This window comes from Brachybacterium equifaecis (genome assembly GCF_023509525.1).
GTDB lineage: Bacteria > Actinomycetota > Actinomycetes > Actinomycetales > Dermabacteraceae > Brachybacterium > Brachybacterium equifaecis.
In genome coordinates this window covers 220,009-243,488 of the sequence record NZ_JAKNCJ010000001.1, presented here as the reverse complement: position 1 = coordinate 243,488, position 23,480 = coordinate 220,009, and the positions used below count along the sequence as shown (strand labels likewise).

Here is a 23,480-nt window from a genome sequence, read left to right as displayed (position 1 = left end):
GGATCCTCGGCGCCGCTCTCGCTCCCGCTCACGAGTCGCTCTCGCGCGCGCCCCGCTCGGAAGCGGGGCCGCCCGCGCGATCCGTCGGCCCCTCGCCGGTGGAGACCCCCTGGGCGGTCCCGGCCGCCAGCTCCTCCCGCACGGCCTCGCGCACGAGCGCGCGCAGCTGCTCCTGCTCGTCGCCGGTTTCGGCCGCGCCGCGGCCCTCCTCGATCTCCTCGAGCAGGTCGCGCAGCTCTCCGCGCACGAAGTCGCGGGTCGCGACATCGTTCAGGGCGATGCGCAGCGAGGCGATCTCGCGGGTGATGAAGTCCGTGGTCGCGTGATTGCGCTCGTTGGACTGGCGATCCTGCTCAGCCTGCACGCGGTCGCGATCGTCCTGGCGGTTCTGCGCGAGCAGCAGCAGGGGCGCGGCGTAGGAGGCCTGCAGCGAGAGGATCAGGGTGAGCAGGGTGAAGTTCAGGGCGCGCGGATCGAACTGCGCTGCCGCCGGGGCCAGGGAGTTCCAGGCGAGCCAGACCGCGCAGAAAAGGGTCATGCCGACGAGGAACCCGGGGGTTCCCATCAGCCGTGCGAAGCTCTCCGCCACGGCGCCGAAGGTGTCCCCGCCCATCGGGCTGCGCAGCCGCGCGCGGCGGCGGGGGCCCGGATCGTCCAGGCTCGGGACGCGCTGCTCCGCCATCAGCGGGCCGTCCCTCGGGCGCCGGCCGCGCGAGAGATCTCCGCGAGGTCGATCTGACCGGTCAGCGCAGGCGGCTCATCCTGCTCGCGCCAGTCCTCCGGGAGCACATGGTCGAGCACGTCGTCGACGGTGATCGCGCCGAGCAGGCGGCCCTCGTCGTCCACCACGGGGATCGAGACGAGGTTGTACGTGGCCATCTCGCGCGTGACGCCGGACAGCGGCATGTGCACGGGGACCGTGTGGCGGTCGGCGTCGAGGATCTCGCCGACGGGCCGGTCGGGGCGCTCGCGCAGCAGGTGCTGGAAGTGCACGATGCCGAGGAGCCGGCCGGTGGGCGTCTCCAGCGGCGAGCGGCACACGTGCACGGTGGCGGCGAGGGCGGGGGAGAGCTCCTCGCGGCTGATCATCGCCAGGCAGTGGGCGACGGGGGTTTCCGGAGCGACGATCAGCGGCTCGGTGGTCATCATGCCGCCGGCGGTGTACTCGTCGTAGGCCATGAGGCGGCGGACGTCCTCCGCCTCCTCGGGCTCCATCAGCTCCAGCAGCTCCTCGGCGAGGTCATGGGGGAGCTCCTGGACGATGTCCGCGGCATCATCGGGATCCATCACGTCCAGGACGTCCGCCGCGCGGGAGGCCTGCAGGCGGGTGAGGACCTCCACGCGGGTGTCCTCCGGCAGCTCCTCGAGGACGTCGGCGAGGCGGTCGTCGCTGAGCTCCTCGGCCAGTTCGAGGCGGCGCTTCGCGTCGAGCTCCTGCAGGATCTCGCCGAGGTCGGCGGGCTTGAGGTCCTGGTAGGAGGCAAGCAGCAGGGCGGCCGACTGCTCCGCCTGCGTGCCGTGCAGCCCCGAGACCGCGTCGACGTCGACGGTCAGGGTCTCGCCGCGGGAGACCAGCTTGGTGAGCCCGGAGCCCGTCTTCGCGCGGCGCACATGCAGCTTGCTCAGCTCCCAGTCCCGGTGCCGGTTCTGGTCGAGCGCGACATCCTGGACCGTCGCCTGGCCCGAGCCGTCGAGCAGCGTCACCGTGCGGTCCAGGAGATCGGCGATGACGAGCATCTCCCCGGAGCGCTTCTCGAAGCGGCGCATGTTGAGCAGCCCCGAGGAGATCACCTGACCGGGCGTGATGGAGGTGACTCGCGTGACGGGGAGGAACACGCGGCGCTTGCCGGGCACCTCGACCACGAACCCGACCGCGCGCGCCGCGCCGCGGGCCTGCGGCAGCACGACGACGTCGCGGATCTTCCCGACGGGCTCGCCGATCGGGTCGAACACGACGGTGCCGGCGAGGCGGGCTGCGAAGAAGCGCTGGGGGGAGGTGCTCACGCCCTCCAGGGTAGTGCCCGGCGGCGCGCGCCCTACCGCGCGAGTGACGCCATCCACGCCTCGATATCCGAGGCGCCGCGGGGGAGCGCGGCCGAGAGGTTCTCGACGCCGTCGGCGGTCACGAGGACGTCGTCCTCGATGCGCACGCCGATCCCGCGCAGGTGCGCGGGCACCTTCTGATCGTGGGCCTGGAAGTAGAGCCCGGGCTCGATCGTGAAGACCATTCCCGGCTCCAGCTCCGCGTCGAGATACATCTCGCGCCGCGCCTGCGCGCAGTCGTGCACGTCCAGTCCGAGGTGGTGGCTGGTGCCGTGCACCATCCAGCGGCGGTGGAACTGTCCGTCCTCGGCGAGGGACTCCGCCGCGGTGCCCGGGAGCAGCCCCCACTGCTCGAGCTTCGCGGCGATGACCTCCATCGCCGCCGCGTGCAGCTCGCGGAAGCGGATGCCGGGGCGGGCGATCGCGAACGCGGCGTCGGCCGCCTCGAGGACGGCCTCGTAGACCTGCCGCTGGGCCGGGGTGAACGTGCCGGAGATCGGGAGCGTGCGGGTGACGTCTGCGGTGTAGAGCGAGTCGACCTCGACGCCGGCGTCGATCAGCACCAGCTCCCCCTCGCGCACGGCGCCGTCGTTGCGCACCCAGTGCAGGGTGCAGGCGTGATGCCCGGCCGCGGCGATCGTGTCGTAGCCGACCCCGTTCCCCGCCCCGCGCGCGGTCTTGCCGAAGACGCCCTCGATGACGCGCTCCCCGCGGGGGTGGCCGACGGCTGCCGGCAGCTCCCGCACGACCTCTTCGAAGCCGGAGATCGTCGCGGCGACGGCCTCGCGCATCTGCGCGATCTCGAAGTCGTCCTTCACCAGTCGCTGCTCGCTGGCCTTCTCTGCGAGCAGGTCGAAGGCGGCGCTCTGCTCCTCGCCGCCCGCCAGCCCGTTCTGCGCACGGATCTCGGCGACCATCTCCTCGATCCCCGCGTCGATGCCGGGCTTGATCAGCAGATCCAGCTGCGCGCCGACGTCCTTGCCGAGCGCATCGCGCAGCTCGTCGATGTGGCGGCAGGGGATGCCGATCTGCGCGGAGACCTCCTCAAGCGTGGGGCGGCGCCCCACCCACAGCTCTCCGTAGCGCGCATCCGCATAGAACTCGGTGGAGTCGAAGCCTCCGCGCGGGCGGAAGAAGTACGTCGCCTCGCTGCGCTGCGGGTCCTCGGCGGACGGCTCCACGACGAGGACGCTGTCGGGCTCCTCATCGGTGCCGAGCCCGCTGTAGTAGGCGAACGCGGTGTCCGGTCGGAAGGGGTAGTCGGTGTCGTTCGCGCGCACCTTGAAGACGCCTGCGGGCAGCACGATCCGTGCCCCGGGAAGGCTCTGCACCAGGGTGTCGCGGCGCGCGGGCGTCCAGTCGGCGGCTGCGCGGCGCGCAGGCTCCGGGACCGACTCGTCCCAGTCCTCGCCGATGAACGCGCGGAACGCCGCGTTGGTGGGCCGCTGCGCACGGGAGTCCCCGCGGGAGGCGAGCTCCTCGGGGGAGGGGCCTGCGGCAGCGGTGTCGGCGCGGTCGGCGGAGGGGGTCTCGTGGGTGCTCATCCCCCGATGCTCTCACGCACTGCCCAGCGGCGCAGGGCAGTCGGAGGAGCGGAGCAGGCCGAGGAGCGGAGCAGGCGGTCGCGAGCGGCGCTGGGCAGTCGGGAACCGATGGCTACGCTGGGCACATGCCCGAGACCCCCCGCTGGCTCAGCGACGACGCCCGCATCGACCTGCACACCCATTCGCGCTGCTCGGACGGCACCACCACTGTCGCCGAGCTCGTGCGCCGCGCCGCCGAGAGCGGGCTCGACGCGATCGCCCTCACCGATCACGACACGGTCGCAGGCTGGGACGAGGCCGCGCGAGCGGCGCGCGCGCACGGGATCGCCGTCGTGCCGGGGATCGAGGTGTCGACCGAGTACCGCCACTTCAGCGTGCACGTGCTCGCGATCCTTCCCGACCCCTCGGCCGGGACCGCGCTCGCCGAGGAGCTCTCCCGCGCCCGCGCCTCCCGCGACGGCCGTGCCCGGGCGATGGTCGAGCGCCTCGGCGCGGACTACCCCATCACCTGGGAGGACGTCGCCGCCCAGGTCGCCGGCGAGAACACCACCGTCGGCCGGCCGCACATCGCCGACGCGCTCGTCGCCTGCGGGGTTGTGCCCGACCGCTCCGCCGCGTTCGGCGAGGTGCTGAGCCCGCAGGGCCCGTACTACGTGCGCCATTACGCGCCCGCCCCGGACGTCGCGGTGCGCGCCATCGCTGATGCCGGGGGTGTGTCGATCGCGGCCCACCCCGCCTCCGGGATGCGCGGCGGCCAGGTGCCGGACGGTCTCCTGGAGAGCATGATCGCCTCTGGCCTCGGAGGGATCGAGGTCGACCACCGGGAGCACGATGATGTCGCGCGCGCGAGACTGCGCGACCTCACGAGGGCGAGCGATCTCATCGTCACCGGAGGCAGTGACTACCATGGCGCGGGCAAGCCGAACGCGCTGGGGGAGAACCTCACCGCCCCCGCAGCCCTGAGCGCGCTGATCGAGCGCGCCGCCAGCCGAACAGAGGTCCTCCTGCCGTGAACGTGGTCGACGCCCGCTTCCTCCTCGAAGTGCTCGTCACCCTCTTCGTGATCGTGGACCCTCCCGGCACGATCCCCATCTTCATGGCGCTCACCAGCACCATGACCGCCAAGCAGCGCTCGCGCGCGGCGCTGGTCGCGACCGGGGTCGGCATGCTGGTGATCGTCGGCTTCGCCGTGTTCGGCCAGTTCATCCTGGCCTACATGCACATCTCTCTGCCGGCGCTGCAGTTCGCCGGCGGCCTCCTGCTCCTGCTGATCGCTCTGCAGCTGCTCGCGGGCCAGGAGGACGAGATGGCCGCGAGCGAGGGCGTGAACGTGGCGCTCGTGCCGCTGGGCACGCCGCTGCTGGGCGGGCCGGGGGCGATCGTGGCGGTGATGCTGTTCGTGCAGCGGGCCGACGGCGAGATCACGCGCTTCTCCGCGATCGCACTGGCCCTGGTGGCGATCGCCGCGATGATGTACCTGTTCATGCGGTTCTCCGTAGTGATCGCGCGCGTGCTCGGGAAGGGCGGCGTCACCCTCGTGACCCGCATCGCCGGCGTGCTGCTGGCCGCGATCAGCGTGCAGATGCTCTTCGACGCCGTGCGTTCCTTCCTCACCGACTGGGGCGTCATCCCCGCCTGAGTGCGCGGGCGCCTGGTCGCCACCGCTCCCGGCGCCCCGCCGGCCGTGCATGCAGCGAGACCGACGTCCTGTTCCACGATCTGGAACAGGACGTCGGTCTCGCTGACGGAGCGGCGGCCGCATGGGCCTCTGAGGATCAGCCGGCGTCGTTCCCGCCGGTCGTGCCCTGTGCGCTCTGGCCGTTCTGGCCGGAGCGCCCTCGGCCGCGGCCCCCGCGGGAGCGGCGGCGGCGTGCGCCGCCCTCAGCGCCCTCGCCGGAATCGGAGCCGGAAGCCGGTCCCGACCCTGCGCCCTCGACGACCTCGCCGTTGACGCGGCGCGTGCGGCTGCGATCGCGGCGCGGGCGCTCGGAGCGCTCGCGGGGCTGCACGGTCACGCCCTCGGACTCGGCGGCATCACCGGCGGAGGCGCCGCGAGCGGAGTGCGCACCGCGCTCGCCGGAGCGCGAACGGCCGCCCCTCTCGCCGCCGCGTCCGCCGTCCCGACCGCCGTCGCGGCCACGGCCGCCCTCGCGACCGCCGTCCCGGCCGCCGGAGCGTCCGCCCGTGCGCGGGCCGCTGTCGCGACGCGCCGACGGGCCGCCCAGATCCTCGAGCACCTCCGCGCCGAGGCCCTCGCGGGTGCGGCTCGCCTTCGGCAGCGTGCCCTTCGCGTCGGTGGGGATGTCGAGATCGGAGAAGAGATGATCGGAGGTCGAGTAGGTCTCCACGGCCTCGGTGCTCTCCAGCCCGAGCTGGCGCGCGATCAGCGCCCAGCGGGCCAGATCGTCCCAGTCCACGAACGTGATCGCGGTGCCCTTCTTGCCCGCGCGGCCCGTGCGGCCCGTGCGGTGGAGGTACGTCTTGTCGTCATCGGGGGAGTTCCAGTTGATGACGTGGGTGACGTCCTCGACGTCGATGCCGCGGGCGGCGACGTCGGTCGCGATGAGTACATCGATCTTCCCGTTGCGGAACGCGCGCAGCGCCTGCTCGCGCGCGCCCTGGCTGAGATCGCCGTGCAGCGGTGCGGCGGCGAAGCCGCGGTCCATCAGGTCATGGGCGACCTGGTCGGCCTGGCGCTTGGTGCGCATGAAGACGATCGTCAGCCCGCGCTCGCGCGCCTGCAGGATGCGGGCCATCACCTCGATCTTGTCGAGCTGATGGGCGCGGTAGATGACCTGCTTGATGTCGGCCTTCGTGCGCGAGAGATCCCCGGGATCCGCAGCGCGGATGTGGGTGGGCTGGCGCATGAATCGGCGCGCGAGCGCCATGATCGGGCCGGGCATCGTGGCCGAGAAGAGCATGGTCTGGCGCGTGGCGGGGACGGCGCTCAGGAGCTTCTCGATGTCCTCGAGGAAGCCGAGGTCGAGCATCTCGTCGGCCTCGTCCAGCACCGCGATCTGCACCTGCGAGAGGTCCAGGTGCTTCTGGCGCATGAGGTCGATGAGGCGCCCGGGGGTGCCCACCACGATCTCGACGCCCTCGGCGAGGGCCTCGATCTGCGGCTCGTAGGCGCGGCCGCCGTAGACGGTGAGGATGCGCACGGGGCGCTGGGTGGAGGCGGCGCGGAGATCCTCCGCCACCTGGACCGCGAGCTCGCGGGTGGGCAGCACGACGAGGCCCTGGGGCTTGCCGATGGCGCGGCCGGAGGGGTTGTCCTCGCCGGGGGCGACGACGCTCTGCAGCATCGGGATGCCGAAGCCGAGGGTCTTTCCGGTGCCGGTCTTCGCCTGGCCGATGATGTCGCGGCCGCGCAGGGCCACCGGCAGGGTCATCGCCTGGATCGGGAAGGGCGTGGTGATGCCCTTGGCCGCGAGCGCCGCGACGATGTCAGGTCGCACGTCGAAGTCGGCGAAGGTCTGAGCGGGGGCCTCCGGCGCCGCTGCGGCGGGATCGGAGGGGGCATCGCCGGAGCCGGGCTCGACGGCGATCTGGGAGGCGGGGGTCTGCGCCGTCACGGCGGCGGACTCGTCGGCCTCAGGGGCAGGGGTGCTGGTGTCGGACACAGTTCATCTCTCTGGTCATGGATTCTCCCCGCCATCGTAGCGGTGCCCCCTGCGCCGCCCCTGGCGCGCGCCCGCCCGGAAGCTCGCGCGGTCCTGCGGCACGGACATGCGGCCTGCTGGCATGCGGCCTACTGGGAGGTGCCCGCGGGGCTCAGCCGCTCCTCGTCGCTCAGGCCCACGCCCGGCTCGACCACCTGCTCCGGAGGGATGCTCGCCTCCGGCGTCTCGGCGCCCGAGGGGATGGTGAGCTCGGGCTCCTCGGGCCGGGCAGGCAGCTGCTGGCGCTGGATCGAGATCGAGACCAGCCCCAGCCCGCCCATCACGATGTCGTCGTAGGCGACCAGGCGCTGGGTCGTGCGGTCGAAGTAGAGCAGCCGGGCCGTGAGGTCCAGCGGCTCCCCGCCGTCGAGCACCGGACGCACGCCGCCGGAGGCCAGCGCACCGCCGGTGGAGCCCACGGTCAGCCAGTCGGTGCCCGAGCCGTCCACGTCGAGCTCGACCTTCGAGGAGTGCATGTGGCCCGACAGCACCAGCGGAGCGCGGCCCAGCAGTCCGGCCTTCTGCGAGGGGTCGTGCTGGAGGGCGATGTCCACCGCCGCCTCCGGATGCGCGGCATCCCAGGAGGTGATCGTCTCGCCGAGCTGGAAGCCGGATCCCGCCACGGCCTCCTTGCCCGCGCTGAAGCCTGCCGCATCGGAGTCGTCGTCCGCGGCGAAGCGCGGATCCCCGATCCCGGCGAAGGTGAGCCCGGCGACCTCCGCCGTCTCGTTGTCCAGCACGATCGCATTGGGGTTCGCGGCGGCGGCGGCGGCGGTCGCCGCACCGTCGTGGTTGCCCTGGATGTAGACGTAGGGGGAGTCGATCGTGCCGATCTGGGAGAGCAGCCCGTGCTCGATGCCCGTGCCCCAGGAGACGATGTCGCCGGTGTCGACGACGACGTCGATGTCGAACTGCCGATCGAGCTGCCGGATCACGTCGAACGCCTGAGGATTGTCGTGGAGGTCCGAGACGTGCAGCACCGTGATGAGGTCCTCGCGGTTCTGCGCGACGGGGAGGCCGTCGGCCGCGACGTACAGGGCGGAGACCTGCCCGACGAACTCGGCGAACGTCGCGCGGTAGCTCGCGTAGTTCGCGGCGGTGCTCTCGCCGACGTCGGCGAGATACGCCGCCTGCGAGAGGAGCCCCTCGAAGCGCGGCTGCTGCAGCGACTCGGGGCGGAAGGTCGCCGCCGCGAGGCCCGCGCAGGAGCCGGTGAGCGCCGCGATGCTCGCCGCGCTGATGAGCGTGCGGCGCCAGCGGCGGGTCGCGAGCCCCACCCCGAGCCCCGCGCCGATCGCGGCGAAGGCGATGTTCAGGGCCGCGCTGATCTCGGCGGCGCGGGTGATGGCGTCGGGGGCCTCCTGCTCGAGGCGGGACAGGCCGCTGGGGTCGGCGATGAGCGCCTGCGCCTGCGCGATGTCCACGCCCTCGACCTGGCCCTCGATCCGCACAGGAGCCTGATGGGAGTCGAACACGATCTGCCCGACCGGAGGCACCAGCAGCACCATCTCCGAGGAGAGCGAGGGGCGCAGCGCGACCGACACCTCCAGGGGGCCGACGCTCGCCGTGGTCGCGGGGACCAGTGCCAGGCCGATCGCGGCGCCGGCGATCGCGAGGATCGGGGTGAGGACGAAACGGTCCAGAGCCCGCCGCACCGAGGGTGCGACGGGCTCCGGGACGCTGCTGCTCACGATGCGCGGGCGGGCCGGGATGGTCAGCCGAGGAAGCCGACGCGCTGCGGCTTCTGCCCCGTGAACTCGACGTAGGCGATCTTCGAGCCGGGGACGAGGACCGTCCCGCCCTTGGAGTCGCGCAGCACGGCGACCGTGCCCTGCTCGATGGCGGAGGCGAGGGTCTCCTGGAGCGCCTCGGGCGTCTCGACGCTCTCGATGGTGAGCTCGCGGGGCGCGTGCTGGAGGCCGATGCGGATGTCCATGATGAAGTCCTTCGTGTCGCGGTGGGGGCGGGATCGCGGCTGTGCCGCGCTCGCACGGCTCCGAGTCTATCGGCGCATCACTGCGTGCGGCCGACGGCTGGGTCCGCGTTCACTGAGGGCTCAGAATCGGGGACGGAGTCCGTGCCCGGATCCGCGCCGGGATGCGGAGAGAACGCCGTGAGCCCTCCGATCAGGAAGTCGGTCAGCACGTCCAGCAGGAGCCGGCGGCGCGCGGCCAGGGCCTCGGGCGACCCGCCGGGGGCCGCGAGACCCGAGACCAGCTCCGGCATCGCCGGAGCGGTCATCGTGGGCGCGGTCGCAGCGGGAGCGGTCGCCTCGTCGTCGGAGCGCGCATCCCCTCCTGCTGCGGCCTCGCCCTCGGCAGGCGGGGCGGGGCGCTGAGGATCCGCTGCGGCCCCGGCCGCGGCGTTCTCGACCTCCCGCAGCATCTCGACCGTGGACTGCAGGACGCCGACGAGCGAGCGCCCCAGCACGAGCGCTTCGAGCTCCCCGAGATCGCGATGGTCAGCGAGAACCGCGGCCACGGAGCGGGCGAGCTCCGAGAGGATGCGCTCCGTGATCTGGGAGGCGGCAGGTGAGACGTACTCGTTCCCCAGGAGCAGGCGCAGCGCCCCCTGCGGGAGCAGGACATCGTGCAGAGCGACGAGACCGAAGCGCGCGCGCGCGTGCGTGCTGCCGTCGATGTGGCGCAGTCGGCGCGCGGCGGCGAGGAGGTCCTCGCCGATCGTCTCCAGGACAGCCAGGTAGAGGTCGTCCTTCGAGTCGAAGTGCTGGTAGAGGACCGGTTTGGTCACGCCGGCGGCTGCCGCGATGTCGTCCATCGAAGAGGCCTGGTAGCCGTCGCGGACGAACTGGATCGTCGCGATCGTGAGCAGCTGGGCTCGACGCTTCGCACGGGGCATCCGCTGAGTCTGCTTCATGGTCTCTCTCTCCGAGCGGCAGGGGGCCCGGGGCAGACGCGCAGCGCTGCGAGTACGGGTCGCCGGACAGCAAGTATCACGTGGCCGGACCGTGAGCATACAGGCTCCGGGGACCGGTTTGTCCGCCCCCTGTGGTCCACTGGGGGTATGGATCAGAGCGCAGGGACAGAGCCCCAGATCAGGGGTTTCTCCGCACCCCGGCCCCTGCAGGTGCTGCCGCCGGATGTGAGGCGCCTGCCAGGGCTGCTGAGCGATCCGGATCCCGCGCAGTCCCGCGCGCTGCGCGTCGTCGAGCAGGGCCGCGACCTCCTTCTCCCCGGCGCGCCGGGGAGCGGCCGCACGAGCCTCGTGCTCACAGCAGCCCTCGCCGCCGCCCGCGCGGCGGGGGCGGGTCCGGCGCCGCTCGGGACCGAGGAGACGCTGGTGCTGGTGGCGCGGCGCGCCCCGGCGGATGCCCTGCGCGACGCGGTCGCCCTCGCGGGAGCTGCTGCGAGCGTGCGGGTGGCCACTCCGGCCGCCTATGCCTTCTCCGTGGTCAGGGCCGAGAGCCGGGAGCGAGGAACCGGCGAGCCCACCCTCGTGACGGGTGCGGAGCAGGATGCGCTGCTGGCCGATCTGATCGCCCAGCGGCCGGACTGGGCCGTGGAGGTCGAGCCGGCCGCGCGCACGCTCCCCGGCTTCCGTGCGGAGCTGCGCGATGTGATCACCCGCGCGGAGGAGCTCGGTCTCCTCCCGCGCGATCTGCGCGCTCTCGCGGCGCAGCGGGGACGGGCGGCCTGGTTCGACGCGGCAGCCCTCCTCGAGGACTACCTCGACGTGCTCGACCTCCAGTCCGCCTCCGCGCTCGACGCCGGTCCCCGGCTGGACTCGGGCGCACTCGTGCGCCGCGCCGCCGACCTGCTCGGCGGCCTCCCGCCCGCGCTGCTGCCGCGGCGAGTCCTGGTGGACGACGCGCAGGATCTCACCGCCGCCGGCATCGCCCTGGTGCGCGCACTGGCCCGTGCGGGAGCGCAGCTCCTGGTGACGAGCTGCCCTGATGAGATGGTCGACTCCTTCCGCGGAGCTCTCCCTGACGCCGCCGCCCGGATAGCCGCGGCCGCGCCCCGGCCCCTGGAGCAGATCGTGCTGGCCTCCTCATGGCGCTCGCGGGGAACGGCCGCCGCGGGCATCGCCGCGCTGCGCGCGCGCCTGCCGATCGCGGGGCAGCCGCTGGAGCTGCGCCGTCCCCAGCCCGCACCCACAGGGCAGGCGGCGCCGACAGAGCAGCCTGCGCCGACAGGGCAGGCAGAGCCGGAAGAGGCGCTCTCGCCTCGCGCCACGGCGCTCGGCGTGCTGACCGCGGCGGATCCGCTCGAAGAGGCCCGGCTGATCGCCTCCGTGCTGCGCGACACGCATCACCGCGAACAGGTCCCCTATGACGACATGGCGGTGCTGTGCCGATCCGGAGGGATCGTCGAGCAGGTCGCCGACCTCCTCGCGCGATCGGGCCTGCCGGTGACCACCCCGCAGCGTCTCCCCGCGCTCCGGGAGGAGCCGGTCGTGGCGGATCTCCTGCGGATAGTGGAGCTGGGCGCCGCTGCAGCTTCCGGGCGCACCCCGCAGCTGAGCCCGGAGGACGCCGCAGCGCTGCTGCGCGGTCCCTTCGGCGATGCCGACGCCCTGCGGCTGCGCCGCATCCGCCGGATGCTCCTGGACCACGAGCGGACCGCCGCGGGCTCCGGCTCGCAGTCCGATTCTGCGGGCTCCGATTCTGCGGGCTCGGACTCCACAGGCGCGGACTCGCAGTCCGATTCCGCAGGCGCAGATCAGGCGGCGCGCGCGAGCGCCGAGCTGCTGGCCGCGGCGATCGTCTCCCCAGAGGAGCCGGGCCTGCCGGCGCCGGGGACCGGGAACCGCACCGCGACCCCCGTGCATCGCCTGCGGCGCATGGTCGCTGCGGTCCGGGATCTCGGCCCCGCGCCGGCCGCGGCCCTCGCGCTGTGGGCCGCATGGGAGGCGGCCGCGCTCGCCGAGGGCTGGCAGCAGGCCTCCCTGGGCCTCGACCGGCAGCGCACGATCACCGAGGGCGATGCGCGCGCCCGCCTCATGGCGCGCCGACTGGATGCCGTCAGCGCGCTGTTCGCCGCGGCGGACCGCTTCACGGACCGCCGCCCCCAGGCGGATGCGCTGGTCTTCATCGACCAGGTGCGCTCCCAGGCCGTCGCCGAGGACACCCTGGCCCCTCGCGCGGAGGCGCGCGGCCACGTCGCCGTGCTGACCCCCGCCCAGCTCGCAGGGTTCGAGCGCGACACCGTGGTCCTGGCGCGAGTGCAGGAGGGGGCCTGGCCGAACGCCCGCCTGCGCTCGACCCTCTTCGGCGCCTCCGAGCTCTCGCTCCTGTGGGCCCAGGGGCGCACCCCGGGCTCCTCGCAGGAGGTGCCGCTCGAGGGGGCGCCCCTGCGGGCGCTCCAGCGCGAGCAGGTCATCGCCGACGAGCTCCGGCTCGCCGTGAGCGCCCTCGCTCGCGGCCGCTCGCGCGTGCTGGTCACGGCCGTGGACGGCGGGGATCTCGCGCCGTCGGTGCTGCTGGATCTGCTGCGCCCGCACGCGGATGCGCGCTGGCCCGATCCCGCCCTGCTCACCGCGGATCCGGGGCCCGCGCCCGACCCCCGGCGCCTGGTCGCCGCCCTGCGCCGCCGCCTGGAGAGCGAGGATCCCCGGGCGCGCACCGATGCGGCGATCCTGCTGGCGCGACTGGCCGGCGAGGGCGTCGAGGGCGCTGACCCCCGCACCTGGTACCACCAGCTCCCCAGCTCCGAGTCGCCGCTGCGCCCCGATGCCGAGACGCCCGTGCGGCTGAGCCCCTCCTCTCTCGAGCGGGCCCACGACTGCCCGCAGGCCTGGCTCCTCGAGCGCGCCGGAGGGTCGCGGTCGGCCGGGGCCCCCCAGCTCATCGGGACCGCCATCCACGCCCTCGCGCAGGAGAATCCGGGCGGCGCGGGCCCCGGCGGCGTCCCCGATCTCCTGCTCCGGCTGCAGAGCCTCCTGCGGCCCCTGCGACTGGAGGAGACCTGGTCGGGGAGGCGCCGGCTGCGCCAGGCGGAGGACGCCGTGCGCCTGCTCGAGCAGTACCTCGCGCACGCCGCGCCCGCCATCGCCACCGAGGTCCCCTTCGCCGTCCGCATCGGACCGGTGGACCTGCGCGGGATCATGGATCGCCTGGAGGGCGAGAAGGAGGTGCGGGTGGTGGATCTGAAGACCGGTCGCGCCCCGAAGTCCGCTGCAGCCGCCGCCGAGGATCTGCAGCTCGCCTCCTATCAGACCGCCGTGGCCGCCGGGTCCCTCGAGGAGGTGCTCGGCCCCGACGCAGGGGAGCGGCTGGCAGGTGCCCAGCTCGTCTACGTCGGCACGGGGGGAGCGAAGCCCGCCGTGCGCACGCAGGCCGCGCTCCCTGCGGCCGAGGATCCCCGCTGGTTCGAGACCATCGCGCAGAAGGTCGCCGCGGATGTCAGCGGCTCCCAGGTGCGCGCCCGCCGCAATCCGCACTGCGACAGGTGCGCCGTGCGCCGCACCTGCGCGCTGTGGCCCGAAGGAGCACAGCTGTGAACCGTCCCTCCGGGGCGCAGGCCCCCGCCCCCCGCCCGAGCGGCCCCGGTCGGAGGGCACCGAGCCCCAGCGCCCCCCGCCCCAGCGCCCCGAGCCCCAGTGCCCCGCGCCTGAGCGCCGCCCGGCTCGCCGCGCTGATGGGGCTGCCCTCGCCGACTGCGGAGCAGGCCGAGGTCATCGAGGCGCCGCTGGCCCCGCTGCTGGTGGTCGCCGGGGCCGGCAGCGGCAAGACCGAGACGATGGCCTCGCGCGTGGTGTGGCTGATCGCGAACGGGCTCGTGGAGCCCCGGCAGGTGCTGGGGCTGACGTTCACCCGCAAGGCCGCCCACGAGCTGACCGAGCGCATCGGGGCGCGGCTGTCCGCTCTCGCGGGCGCGCTCGCCGCGGAAGGGATCCCCCTGCCTCCCGGGCTCGAGCGCGGAGGCGAGGACCTCCTCGGCCAGCAGGTCAGCGTGCAGACCTACAACGGGTTCGCCCTGGATCTGGTCAGCGAGCACGCCCTGCGCGTGGGTCTGGACTCGGAGTTCACGATGATGTCCCCCTCGGCGGCGTGGCAGCTCGCCCACGAGCTGGTGGAGGCCTCGGACGACTCCCTCGAGGCGGACGCCTCGCCGGCCACCCTGACCGCTGCGCTGATCTCCCTCACGTCCTCCCTCGCCGACCATCTCGTCAGCCCTCAGGAGCTCGGCGAGGAGCTGCGCGCGATCCGCGACCACCTCTCCCAGATCCCGCTGCAGGCCGAGGGCCGACGGCGCACCGTCCCCAAGGACGTGGCGCGCGTGATCGCCGCGTGCGAGGCACGGCTGGCCCTGATCCCCCTGATCGAGCGCTTCGACCAGGTGCGGATGGAGCGCGCCGCGCTGGACTTCTCCGACCAGGTGCGACTGGCCGCGCGCATCGCGCGCGAGGTGCCCGAAGCGGGCCGGCTCGCCCGGGAGCTCCACCCGGTCGTGCTGCTCGACGAGTTCCAGGACACCTCCGTCGCTCAGCTCCGGATGCTCGCGGATCTCTTCGGCCCCGGCCATGCGGCATGCGCCGTGGGAGATCCCCAGCAGGCGATCTACGGCTGGAGGGGCGCCTCGGCCGCCTCACTGGACGGCTTCGCCCGCGCCTTCGAGACCCCTGGCGCCCCCGTGCGCCAGGCGACCCTGTCGACATCCTGGCGCAACGACCGGGCTCCGCTCGCGATCGCGAACCGCATCGCCGGCCCGCTGCGCTCCGCCTCCCAGGCGGTGACCATCCCGGAGCTGCACGAGCGCCCCGGCGCGGGCGAGGGGCTCGTCCACGTGATCGAGACGGCCGACGAGCGCGCGGAGGCCCGCGCGATCGCCCGGTGGATCCTGGACCGCCGCGCTGCCGCTCCCGAGCGGGGCGAGGACCCCGCAGCCCCCGCCAGCGCGGCGGTGCTGGTGCGCGCGCGCAAGCAGATCGCCCCGCTGGTTCAGGGGCTCGAGGAAGCCGGACTGCGAGTGCACGTCATGGGCCTCGGAGGGCTGCTGGACCGCCCCGAGATCGCGGACGTGCGCGCCCTCCTGGAGTGCCTGCACGACCCGGGGCGCGGAGACGGGCTCATGCGACTGCTCGCCGGGCCGCGCTTCCGTCTCGGCGCCCGGGACATCGCCGTGCTCGGGCGCTGGCGGGACCACCAGGACTCGCGGCGCCGCCGCTCCGCCTCCGGCGCGCCGGTCGACGAGGCCGACGCCCTCACCCTGATCGACGCGCTCGATGATCTCCCCGCTCCGGGGTGGACCGACAGCGAGGGCCGCGAGCTGTCCGACACGGCGCGCACCCGGCTCCTGCAGCTCCAGCAGATCCTGCGCCTGCTGCGGCGCCGCCTCGCCCTGCCGCTTCAGGACCTGATCGGCGAGGCCGCATCGGCGCTCGGCCTCGACCTCGAGCTGCTCGCCGCGCCCGCCGATGAGCCCGCGCAGCCTCTCGCAGCGCTGCAGGCGTTCCGCGAGCATGCCGCCGCCTTCGAGCGCTCCGCCCAGCAGCCGGGCCTCGGCCCGTTCCTGGCGCTGCTCGAGATTAGCGAGGACCAGGAGGCGGGGCTCTCCCTGAGCGCCCAGGACGCCGAAGCGGACCCGGAGGCGGTCACGATCGTCACCATGCACTCCGCCAAGGGCCTCGAATGGGATCTGGTGGCGGTGGCGGGCCTGAACGAGGGGACGCTGCCCTCCTACGACCTGCGCCGCGCGAGCGCCGACGAGGACGGCATCGTGCGGGTCCCGGACGACGGCTGGATCGGAAAGCTCGCCGACGCCTCCCTGCCCAGCTCGCTGCGCGGGGACGCCGACATCCTCCCGCAGCTGAGATGGGCCGAGGCCGACACCCAGGTCGATGCGGAGGGCCTGATCCAGGAGTTCCGCCTCGAGCAGGGCGAGGAGTCGCTGCGCGAGGACCGCCGGCTGATGTACGTGGCGGTGACGCGGGCCCGCCGCTCCCTGCTGCTCAGCTCCGCCGCCTGGCGCACGGGGATGGCGCGACCCAGGCCCCGGTCCCGCTACCTCGTCGAGTCGCTGCCGCTGATCCCGCCCGCGCTGCACGCGCAGGAGGAGATCCCCGCGGAGAACCCGCTGGACGCCGCGCAGAGCACCGCGCTCTGGCCGCCCCAGCCCGGGCTGCCGGAGCAGCGGCGCGCGCAGGCGCAGGCGCTCGTCGCAGCCGCCGCGCGCGGAGAGCTCGGGGAGGAGTCCCCCGAGGCGGAGCTCGCCGAGCAGACGCGCCGCGTGCTCGCCGATCTCGCGGAGCAGCGGGAAGCGCTCAGCGTGCACTCGCCCGCGAGGCTGTCGGCCTCACAGATCGTGGCGCGTGCGCAGGATCCGGCGGAGGCGGCGCGCGCGCTGCTGCGGCCGCTGCCGCGCCGGCCCTCGGCGTCCGCGCGGCGCGGCACGACCTTCCACTCCTGGCTCGAGCAGCATCTCGAAGGCGCTTCGCTCCTGGATCTCGAGGATCTGGAGGAGCTGGCCGATCTCGCCGCGATCGAGGATCCGCAGGACGCCGCCGCCGACCCCGACCAGGAGGCGCTCGCCGCGATGCGGGCCGCGTTCGAAGCCTCGCCCTGGGCGCAGCGCACGCCGCTCGCCGTGGAGACGCCCGTCTCCACCCGCATCGGGCCGATGGCGGTGCGCGGCGTGATCGATGCGGTCTACCCCGATCCCGAGAACCCCGGGGGCGTCGTGATCCTCGACTGGAAGACGGGCGCGGTGCCGACGGGCGCGCAGCGCCGGGCGCGGGCTCTGCAGCTGTCGGTGTACCGCCTGGCCTGGCACGAGCGCACGGGGCTGGACCTCGACCGGATCCGCACCGTGTTCTTCTACGTCGCCGCGGGCGTCGAGCACGAGGTGCTCGAGCACCCCTCGCGGGCGGAGATCGAGCGGATGCTGCTGCGCGGAGGGTGAGCCGCGCGGATCAGCGGGAGGCGGGCCGCTCGTCGGGGTCGGAGTCGGAGCCGGAGTCGGCCTCGACCTCGGCGACGCCGTCGGCGGAATGCCCGACGGCCGGCTCTCCGGGCTCCCCGGGCCCTGCGGGAGCTGCGAGCTCCGCGTAGGCCTCCTCGGCCTCGTCCTTCGCGATCTGGGCGAGGGCGTCGTCGAGCTCGTGCAGCATCGCCCGGGCGTCGTCGATGACGGCCTCGTCCTGCGTGTCGATGCCGTGCAGGAGCCAGTCGATGATCGCGAACTCGCTGAGCACGTGGGCGCGGTCCACCAGGCGGGGATCGAGCGGCGCGCGGCGCTCCGCAGCATAGGCGGCCATCAGCGCGTCGAAGCGGTCCGTCTCGAGCGTGGAGGCGAGCCAGGCGAGATCGGCGGCGGGATCCGCGATGCGGGCGCTCGACCAGCTGCGCACCCCGGTGATCCGGCCGTCGCGCGCGAACAGCGCCTCGTCGGACAGGTCGCCGTGCACGAGGACGGGATCGAGCGCCCAGAGGGCGTCGTCGGCCAGCTGCGCCTGCCAGCGCTGGAGCACGGCGGCGGGCAGCGGCTCGCTGCGCTGCGCGCGCAGGAGCTGCGCGCGGTGCCGCTCGCGCAGGGCGGCGGGGGAGTACTGCTCCGCGCCGGCGCCCTCGGCGATGTGCCGGGGCACCTCGTGGATGCGGGCGATCGCGGTGCCGAGCGAGGCGGCGAGGCCGCTGTCCTCGAGCAGCCGGTCGAAGGCCAGAGGGGCGCCGTCGAACACGTCGGTCACGGCGGCCCGGCCGCCGCCCGGCAGCTTCACCGACCCGAGCACGGAGGGGACCAGATCGCTCAGGGCGTGCGCGCTCAGCGCCGCCGAGATCGCCAGGTCCTTCTCCATGCGCACTCCCGCGGCAGTACTGCGCGGGCAGGTGACGAGCACGCGGCGGCCGTCCTCGCCCACCACCCCGGCGACGTCGACATCGTCGGCAGGAGTGGGGATCGCGACGGTCTTCACCGGGTCGAGACCGGGAACGGACGCGGCGGCGAAGGCGGCGAGGAGGAAGGAGTTGCGAGGCACGCCTCCACCGTACCCGCCGACGGCTGGGCCTCCCCGCCGGACACACGCGAGAGGTGCGGCGCGCCGCCGGGAACGTGCGCGTGGCACCCTGGGCCGATGACGACCCTGCGAGGACCGCACCTGCTCACCCCGCTCACGCGCACCGGGACGGACCGCGACGCCCTGCGGCGCGCGGAGCCCGGGATCCTCGAGCCCGGGCCGGACGCCCGCTACGTCCTGACCCGCGGGGGAGCGGTCGCCGTCGCCGGCGCGCAGGAGCTGCTGCTGTCCCGGGAGCTTCCCCCCGCGGCGCGAGACTCCGTGCTCGTGCATCTCGGATCGATGGACGGACTGCGATGCATCGGGGCCGAGGTCGCGGAGCCCGCAGCCGGCACCGCTGCACCGCAGGGCCTGGACCTCGGCTGGCAGGAGCTCCGCACCGCCGGCGCGCACCTGGAGCCCGCGCACCTCGCACTCGCCCTCACCGCGATCTCGATGATCGCCTGGCACCGCTCCACCCGGCGATGCCCCGCCTGCGGGGAGGCCCTGGTCGCGCAGCGCGGCGGCTGGGAGCTGCGCTGCACCGGCTGCGGGGAGCTGCAGTTCCCCCGCACCGACCCGGCCGTGATCATGGCGGTCCGGGACGAGTCCGACCGTCTGCTGCTCGCCCGCAGCGCGCGGGCGCAGCACACCTTCCACTCGGTCCTCGCAGGATTCGTGGAGCCGGGCGAGAGCATCGAGGCGGCGGTCGCGCGGGAGGTGGAGGAGGAGGTCTCCCTGCACGTGGAGTCCGTGGAGTACGTCGGCTCCCAGCCCTGGCCGTTCCCGCGCTCCCTGATGCTGGGGTTCCGCGCCTGGGCGAGCAGCGCGACGCCCATCGTCCTGGCCGACGGGGAGATCGCATCCGCGCAGTGGGTCACCCGCGAGGAGCTCTCGCGCGCGCTCGTCGAGGGCGCGATCGCGCTGCCCGGTCCGGCCTCCCTCGGGCACGCCCTCATCGCCGACTGGTACGGGGCGCCGCTGCCGCCTTCGTGAGCGCGGCGAGAGGGGATCCACAGCAGGATCCGGGATGTCGGGGGCCGCTGGCACACTGGAGGCGATGACTGAGAACACCGGCGCCTTCCCCGCAGACCCCGCTGACGCAGCCCCAGCCGCAGGAGCACCTGCCGTCCCGCCCCTCACCGCCGAGGGCGTGCTCGAGGCCCTGGACCCGGAGCAGCGCGAGGCCGCGCGCACGTTCGGCGGCCCGCTGTGCGTGCTCGCCGGCGCCGGCACCGGCAAGACCCGCACCATCACCCACCGCATCGCCTATGGGGTGATGACCGGCCAGCTGAACCCGCGCCACGTGCTCGCGGTGACGTTCACCGCGAAGGCCGCCGCCGAGATGCGCTCGCGACTGCGCGACCTCGGTGTGCCGGCCGTGCAGGCCCGCACGTTCCACGCCGCGGCGCTGCGCCAGCTGCGCCACTTCTGGCCGCGCGTGATCGGCGGGGGCGCGCCCGAGATCATGCCCAACAAGATCGCGGGCGTCGCGGAGGCCTGCCAGCGCCTGCACATGAGCGTGGACCGCGCGGCGCTGCGCGACATCGTCTCCGAGGTCGAGTGGTCGCGGGTGTCGATGCTCACCCCCGAGAGCTATCCCGAGGCGGCCGCGCAGGCCCGTCGGCCCGGGGTGGCGGGATTCGACTCCCGCAGCATCGCGCGCATCCTCACGCAGTACGAGGAGGTCAAGAAGGAGCGCGGCGTCATCGACTTCGAGGACGTCCTGCTGCACATGGTCGGGTTCCTGACGGAGCGCCCCGACATCGCCCGGGAGATCCGCGGCCAGTACCGCCACTTCGTCGTCGACGAGTACCAGGACGTCTCCGCGCTCCAGCACGCCCTGCTGCGGCTCTGGCTCGGACCGAGCACCGATCTGTGCGTCGTGGGCGATGCCGCCCAGACGATCTACACCTTCGCCGGTGCGCGCGCCTCCTACCTGCTGGACTTCCCCCGCGAGTTCCGCGGCGCCTCGACCATCCGCCTCGAGCGCAACTACCGGTCCACTCCGCAGATCGTGCGCCTGGCCAACACCGTGCTCGACGGCGCGCAGGGCCGCACGAAGGCGCACCGCCTCACCCTCGTCTCCCAGCGCCCCGCCGGCCCGGCTCCGGTCATCGAGTCCTATGCCGACGACATGGCCGAGGCCGAGGGCGTCGCCGAGCGCATCCAGGAGCAGATCCGCGAGGGCCGCACCGCCGCCGACATGGCCGTCCTGTTCCGCACGAACAGCCAGTCCGAGGCCGTGGAGCAGGCCCTCACCGCCCGCGGCATCGGCTACCTGGTGCGCGGCGGCGATCGCTTCTTCGAGCGCCAGGAGGTGCGCCGGGCGCTGCTCGCCCTGCGCGCCGCGAGCCGGGTGGAGCACGGCGATGCCGCGCGCGCGGTGCGCGACGTCGTGAGCGCACTGGGCTGGAGCGAGAAGGCGCCCGAGACCACCGGCGCGGTGCGCGAGCGCTGGGACTCCCTGAACGCCCTGGTGCACCTGACCGGCACGATCCTCGCGAGGCCCGGCGCAGGTCTCGTGGACGTCGTGCGGGAGCTGGAGGAGCGCGCCGAATCCCAGAGCGCGCCCGTGGTCGACGGCGTCACGCTCGCCTCGATCCACGCCGCCAAGGGTCTCGAATGGCCGAGCGTCTTCGTGATCGGAGCGAGCGACGGCCTGCTGCCGATCTCCATGGCGCAGACTCCCGCGGAGGTCGAGGAGGAGCGGCGCCTGTTCTACGTCGCCCTGACCCGCGCCCGCGACCTGCTGACGATCTCCTGGTCCGCCGCCCGCACTCCCGGCTCGCGCGGATCCCGCAAGCCCTCCCGCTTCCTGGACGGGGTGCTCGAGCAGCGGGGCAGCGGGGCGCGCACCGGGCCTGCAGCGTCCTCGCCCCGCCGCACCGGCCGCCGCAGCGCGACCGTCTTCAGCGAGTGCCGCACGTGCGGCGCGCAGCTCACCACGGACGCGGAGCAGCGCCTGGGCCGGCACTCGGGGTGCGCGCCCTCGCACGGCGAGAGCGTCCTGGACGCGCTCCGGCTCTGGCGCCGCCAGCGCAGCTCCCAGCTCGGCGTGCCCGCCTACAGCGTCTTCACCGATGCGACCCTCGGCGCGCTCGCCGAGCGCGCGCCCAGCACCGCGGAGGAGATGGCGCAGATCCCCGGCATCGGGCCGCTGAAGGTGCAGCGCCACGGCGAGGAAGTCCTCGCGATCCTTGCCGGCTTCGCTGCCGCAGCACCCGCCGAGAGCGCATCGCCGCAGGTCAAAAAATAGATTGCCCCGTGCGCGGGGCCGTGTAGGCTTGCCCTGTCCATCGTTCAGGTCGTGATCCGGTCAGCCGGAGAGCGCGCAGTCAGAAGGAGGTGCCGCTGGAATGTCCACACTCATCAGCTCGGGTCTGAACCCGTTCGCGCAGCAGCGCGGCGCCCTCCCTGCGGCGCCCTCGACTCAGCGAGAGCGGGGCTATCAGCCCCAGGAGCCCACCCCCCAGATCTGACCGGGATCCGTCCCGCTCCTCTGGCCCCGGCTCCGCCCCCGGCGAAGCGCTTCGCGCGCGCCCGCTCTCCTCCACGACGATCTTGAAGCAGCGAGACGATGACTGACATCCTGATCCGCACCCCTGCGTGCGTCCCCGATGACCCGACCCCGGTCCTGCCGTGCCAGAGCGCGCAGGTGGCGTCCCTGTACTTCTCCGAGCGCCCCGCCGAGCTCGAGAGCGCCAAGTCCCTGTGCGGTCCGTGCCCCCTGCGCGCCGAATGCCTGGAGGGCGCTCTGCGGCGCGCAGAGCCCTGGGGCGTGTGGGGCGGCGAGATCCTCGAGAACGGCCGCGTGATCGCCGTCAAGCGCGGCCGGGGCCGGCCCCGCAAAGACGCCGCCGCCGCGTGAGCGCCGTGCCGCCAGACGAGGCGGCGCGGCTCGCGCGCCGCACGGGCCTGCGTGCGGGCGTGACGGGCCTGCGCGCACAGCAGGGGCGGCGCACCCGAAGGTGCGCCGCCCCTGCAGAAGATCCGATCAGGCCTTGCCGAGGATCCGGTTCAGCTTGGTGCCGCACACGGGGCACACGGCCTTGGCCATGCGACGCTCGTTGGAGACGACGACATCGCCGGTCGCCTCGCGCTTCTCACGGCACTTCACGCAGTAGAAATCTCCGCTGTACTTCTCGTCAGCCATGCTCACTCCTTCACATCGCCCAGCAACCGAATGCGCCGCACGTCACGGGCCGGCGAATCTGGGCCGGTCAGGCCACTGTATAGGCCGGTGAGGCCGGGCGCTGAATCTCCGGTGAGTCGGCTTTCCCACGGCGGCCGCCCCTGCGCCCCGAGGCAGGCCCTCAGACGAGTCGTGGAGCCCCGGGGACCATCAGCGCACTGCGCACCTTCCCCGTACGCACCGCGCCCGTTATCCCGGGGCTCCACACGACTCGAACGTAGTGCCGGGAGCGGGCCGGGGTCAAAGCGGCGGGGGTGCCCGAGCTGTGGATAACCCCCGGAATGCTGTGGATGCCGTGGGGACCAGGCCCCGTCCCGCTGTGGACAGCGGGGAGGGGATCCGGACGGCGTCCTCATGACCGGCGCACTCGTCGTGCACAGATGGGGACAGGGAATTCGCCGAAGATTTTTTCTGAGACCCTGGCTGTGTGGCGGAACTTCACCTTCTCGACGGCATCACCGGCCCCTCCGGCGAGCGCATCCTCGTGCGCCGGTCCGCGCGGCGCACGCGCACGGTGTCGATCTCGCGCCGCGAGGGCGACATCGTCCTCGCGGTGCCCGCGCGGTTCACCCGCCGCCAGGAGCGCGACTGGGCCGTGCGCATGGTCGCGCAGCTGCGCAGCAGCGAGGAGTCCCGCACCCCTGCGCGCGCCGGCGATGACGAGCTGCTGCGCATGGCGCGGCGCCTCTCGCAGGCGCACCTCGAGGGCCGCGCCCAGCCGGTCTCCGTGAGCTGGTCCGCCCGTCAGCAGCACCGATGGGGCTCCTGCACGCCCTCGACCGGCCAGATCCGCCTCTCGCAGAGGCTGCGGTCGATGCCCGTGCATGTGCTCGAGTACGTGCTCGTGCACGAGCTCGCGCATCTGCTGATCGACGGCCACGGCCCGGAGTTCTGGGCGCTCGTGGCCCGCTATCCCCGCACGGAGAGCGCCCGCGGCTTCCTCGACGGCGTCAGCTTCGCCGTCCAGCACGGATGGCAGGGCGGCGACATCGACGGCGAGCAGTCCGAGGCGCAGGACGCAGGTGATGGTGCCGCGACGGGCGCGTAGAGCCCAGAGCCCCGAGCCGCTGCTGGCCCCCG

The 23,480-nt window shown here is 73.8% G+C and carries 18 protein-coding genes; 9 read left to right on the top strand and 9 right to left on the bottom strand.

Translation table 11 applies throughout. The annotated features are described in order from the left end of the window. Positions 1 to 28: 28 nt before the first annotated feature. The 3 genes from Bequi_RS01115 to Bequi_RS01105 are packed head-to-tail and all read right to left on the bottom strand — an operon-like array spanning position 29 to position 3,587. Positions 29 to 682: a DUF1003 domain-containing protein gene (locus Bequi_RS01115; protein WP_249736161.1), complete on the bottom strand. Its 654-nt coding sequence runs from the start codon at positions 680 to 682 to the stop codon at positions 29 to 31. After that, the gene (locus Bequi_RS01110) at positions 682 to 2,004 is read right to left on the bottom strand and encodes a magnesium transporter MgtE N-terminal domain-containing protein (protein ID WP_249736160.1); all 1,323 of its coding nucleotides are present in this window, start codon (positions 2,002 to 2,004) and stop codon (positions 682 to 684) included. The genes Bequi_RS01115 and Bequi_RS01110 overlap by 1 nt, the downstream gene beginning before the upstream one ends. A 32-nt stretch (positions 2,005 to 2,036) precedes the next feature. Next, complete coding sequence (locus Bequi_RS01105; RefSeq protein WP_249736159.1) at positions 2,037 to 3,587, bottom strand: aminopeptidase P family protein; 1,551 nt, start codon at positions 3,585 to 3,587, stop codon at positions 2,037 to 2,039. Between the two features lie 125 nt (positions 3,588 to 3,712). Here Bequi_RS01105 and Bequi_RS01100 point away from each other — a divergent pair, with 125 nt between their 5' ends. Next, positions 3,713 to 4,600: a PHP domain-containing protein gene (locus Bequi_RS01100; protein WP_249736158.1), complete on the top strand. Its 888-nt coding sequence runs from the start codon at positions 3,713 to 3,715 to the stop codon at positions 4,598 to 4,600. Beyond that, positions 4,597 to 5,226: a MarC family protein gene (locus Bequi_RS01095; protein WP_249736157.1), complete on the top strand. Its 630-nt coding sequence runs from the start codon at positions 4,597 to 4,599 to the stop codon at positions 5,224 to 5,226. Before Bequi_RS01100 ends, Bequi_RS01095 begins: the two co-directional genes overlap by 4 nt. 136 nt (positions 5,227 to 5,362) lie before the next feature. Here Bequi_RS01095 and Bequi_RS01090 read toward each other — a convergent pair whose 3' ends face one another. The 4 genes from Bequi_RS01090 to Bequi_RS01075 form a co-directional block, all read right to left on the bottom strand. Next, the gene (locus Bequi_RS01090; RefSeq protein WP_430623081.1) at positions 5,363 to 7,210 is read right to left on the bottom strand and encodes a DEAD/DEAH box helicase; all 1,848 of its coding nucleotides are present in this window, start codon (positions 7,208 to 7,210) and stop codon (positions 5,363 to 5,365) included. Positions 7,211 to 7,338: 128 nt separating this feature from the next. Further along, positions 7,339 to 8,940 (bottom strand): metallophosphoesterase family protein, encoded by a 1,602-nt coding sequence (locus tag Bequi_RS01085; RefSeq protein WP_249736156.1) that lies wholly within the window; start codon positions 8,938 to 8,940, stop codon positions 7,339 to 7,341. Positions 8,941 to 8,963: 23 nt separating this feature from the next. Further along, a complete protein-coding gene (locus tag Bequi_RS01080) occupies positions 8,964 to 9,185 on the bottom strand; it encodes a DUF3107 domain-containing protein (RefSeq protein WP_249736155.1) in 222 nt (73 codons plus the stop codon). A 77-nt stretch (positions 9,186 to 9,262) separates the two neighbouring features. Continuing rightward, entirely contained in the window at positions 9,263 to 10,108 is an 846-nt protein-coding gene (locus Bequi_RS01075; RefSeq protein ID WP_249736154.1) for a TetR/AcrR family transcriptional regulator, read from the bottom strand. Between the two features lie 165 nt (positions 10,109 to 10,273). Here Bequi_RS01075 and Bequi_RS01070 point away from each other — a divergent pair, with 165 nt between their 5' ends. Both Bequi_RS01070 and Bequi_RS01065 read left to right on the top strand, forming a co-directional pair. Then, positions 10,274 to 13,711 (top strand): UrvD/REP family ATP-dependent DNA helicase, encoded by a 3,438-nt coding sequence (locus Bequi_RS01070; RefSeq protein ID WP_249736153.1) that lies wholly within the window; start codon positions 10,274 to 10,276, stop codon positions 13,709 to 13,711. Further along, positions 13,708 to 17,112, top strand: a complete 3,405-nt coding sequence (locus Bequi_RS01065; protein WP_249736152.1) for an ATP-dependent helicase — start codon at positions 13,708 to 13,710, stop codon at positions 17,110 to 17,112. Before Bequi_RS01070 ends, Bequi_RS01065 begins: the two co-directional genes overlap by 4 nt. 10 nt (positions 17,113 to 17,122) lie before the next feature. On the opposite strand, the gene Bequi_RS01060 is transcribed toward Bequi_RS01065, so the two are convergent. Next, positions 17,123 to 18,187: a phosphotransferase gene (locus Bequi_RS01060; RefSeq protein ID WP_249736151.1), complete on the bottom strand. Its 1,065-nt coding sequence runs from the start codon at positions 18,185 to 18,187 to the stop codon at positions 17,123 to 17,125. A 96-nt stretch (positions 18,188 to 18,283) separates the two neighbouring features. On the opposite strand from Bequi_RS01060, the gene nudC reads away from it, so the two are divergent. The 4 genes from nudC to Bequi_RS01045 all read left to right on the top strand — a co-directional run bounded on the left by nudC (position 18,284) and on the right by Bequi_RS01045 (position 22,076). Next, positions 18,284 to 19,201 (top strand): NAD(+) diphosphatase, encoded by a 918-nt coding sequence (gene nudC, locus Bequi_RS01055; RefSeq protein WP_249736150.1) that lies wholly within the window; start codon positions 18,284 to 18,286, stop codon positions 19,199 to 19,201. 64 nt (positions 19,202 to 19,265) lie between these two features. Continuing rightward, entirely contained in the window at positions 19,266 to 21,464 is a 2,199-nt protein-coding gene (locus tag Bequi_RS01050; RefSeq protein WP_249736149.1) for an ATP-dependent DNA helicase UvrD2, read from the top strand. Positions 21,465 to 21,564: 100 nt separating this feature from the next. After that, positions 21,565 to 21,687 carry a hypothetical protein gene (locus Bequi_RS14155; RefSeq protein WP_283774556.1) on the top strand — a complete coding sequence of 41 codons (123 nt, stop codon included), beginning with the start codon at positions 21,565 to 21,567 and terminating at the stop codon, positions 21,685 to 21,687. A 98-nt stretch (positions 21,688 to 21,785) separates the two neighbouring features. Beyond that, positions 21,786 to 22,076, top strand: coding sequence for a WhiB family transcriptional regulator (locus Bequi_RS01045; protein ID WP_249736148.1), 291 nt, complete (start codon positions 21,786 to 21,788; stop codon positions 22,074 to 22,076). 126 nt (positions 22,077 to 22,202) lie between these two features. Here Bequi_RS01045 and Bequi_RS01040 read toward each other — a convergent pair whose 3' ends face one another. Continuing rightward, entirely contained in the window at positions 22,203 to 22,361 is a 159-nt protein-coding gene (locus tag Bequi_RS01040) for a DUF5679 domain-containing protein (RefSeq protein WP_249736147.1), read from the bottom strand. 466 nt (positions 22,362 to 22,827) lie between these two features. On the opposite strand from Bequi_RS01040, the gene Bequi_RS14325 reads away from it, so the two are divergent. Next, entirely contained in the window at positions 22,828 to 23,448 is a 621-nt protein-coding gene (locus Bequi_RS14325; RefSeq protein WP_249736146.1) for a M48 family metallopeptidase, read from the top strand. Positions 23,449 to 23,480 lie beyond the last annotated feature (32 nt).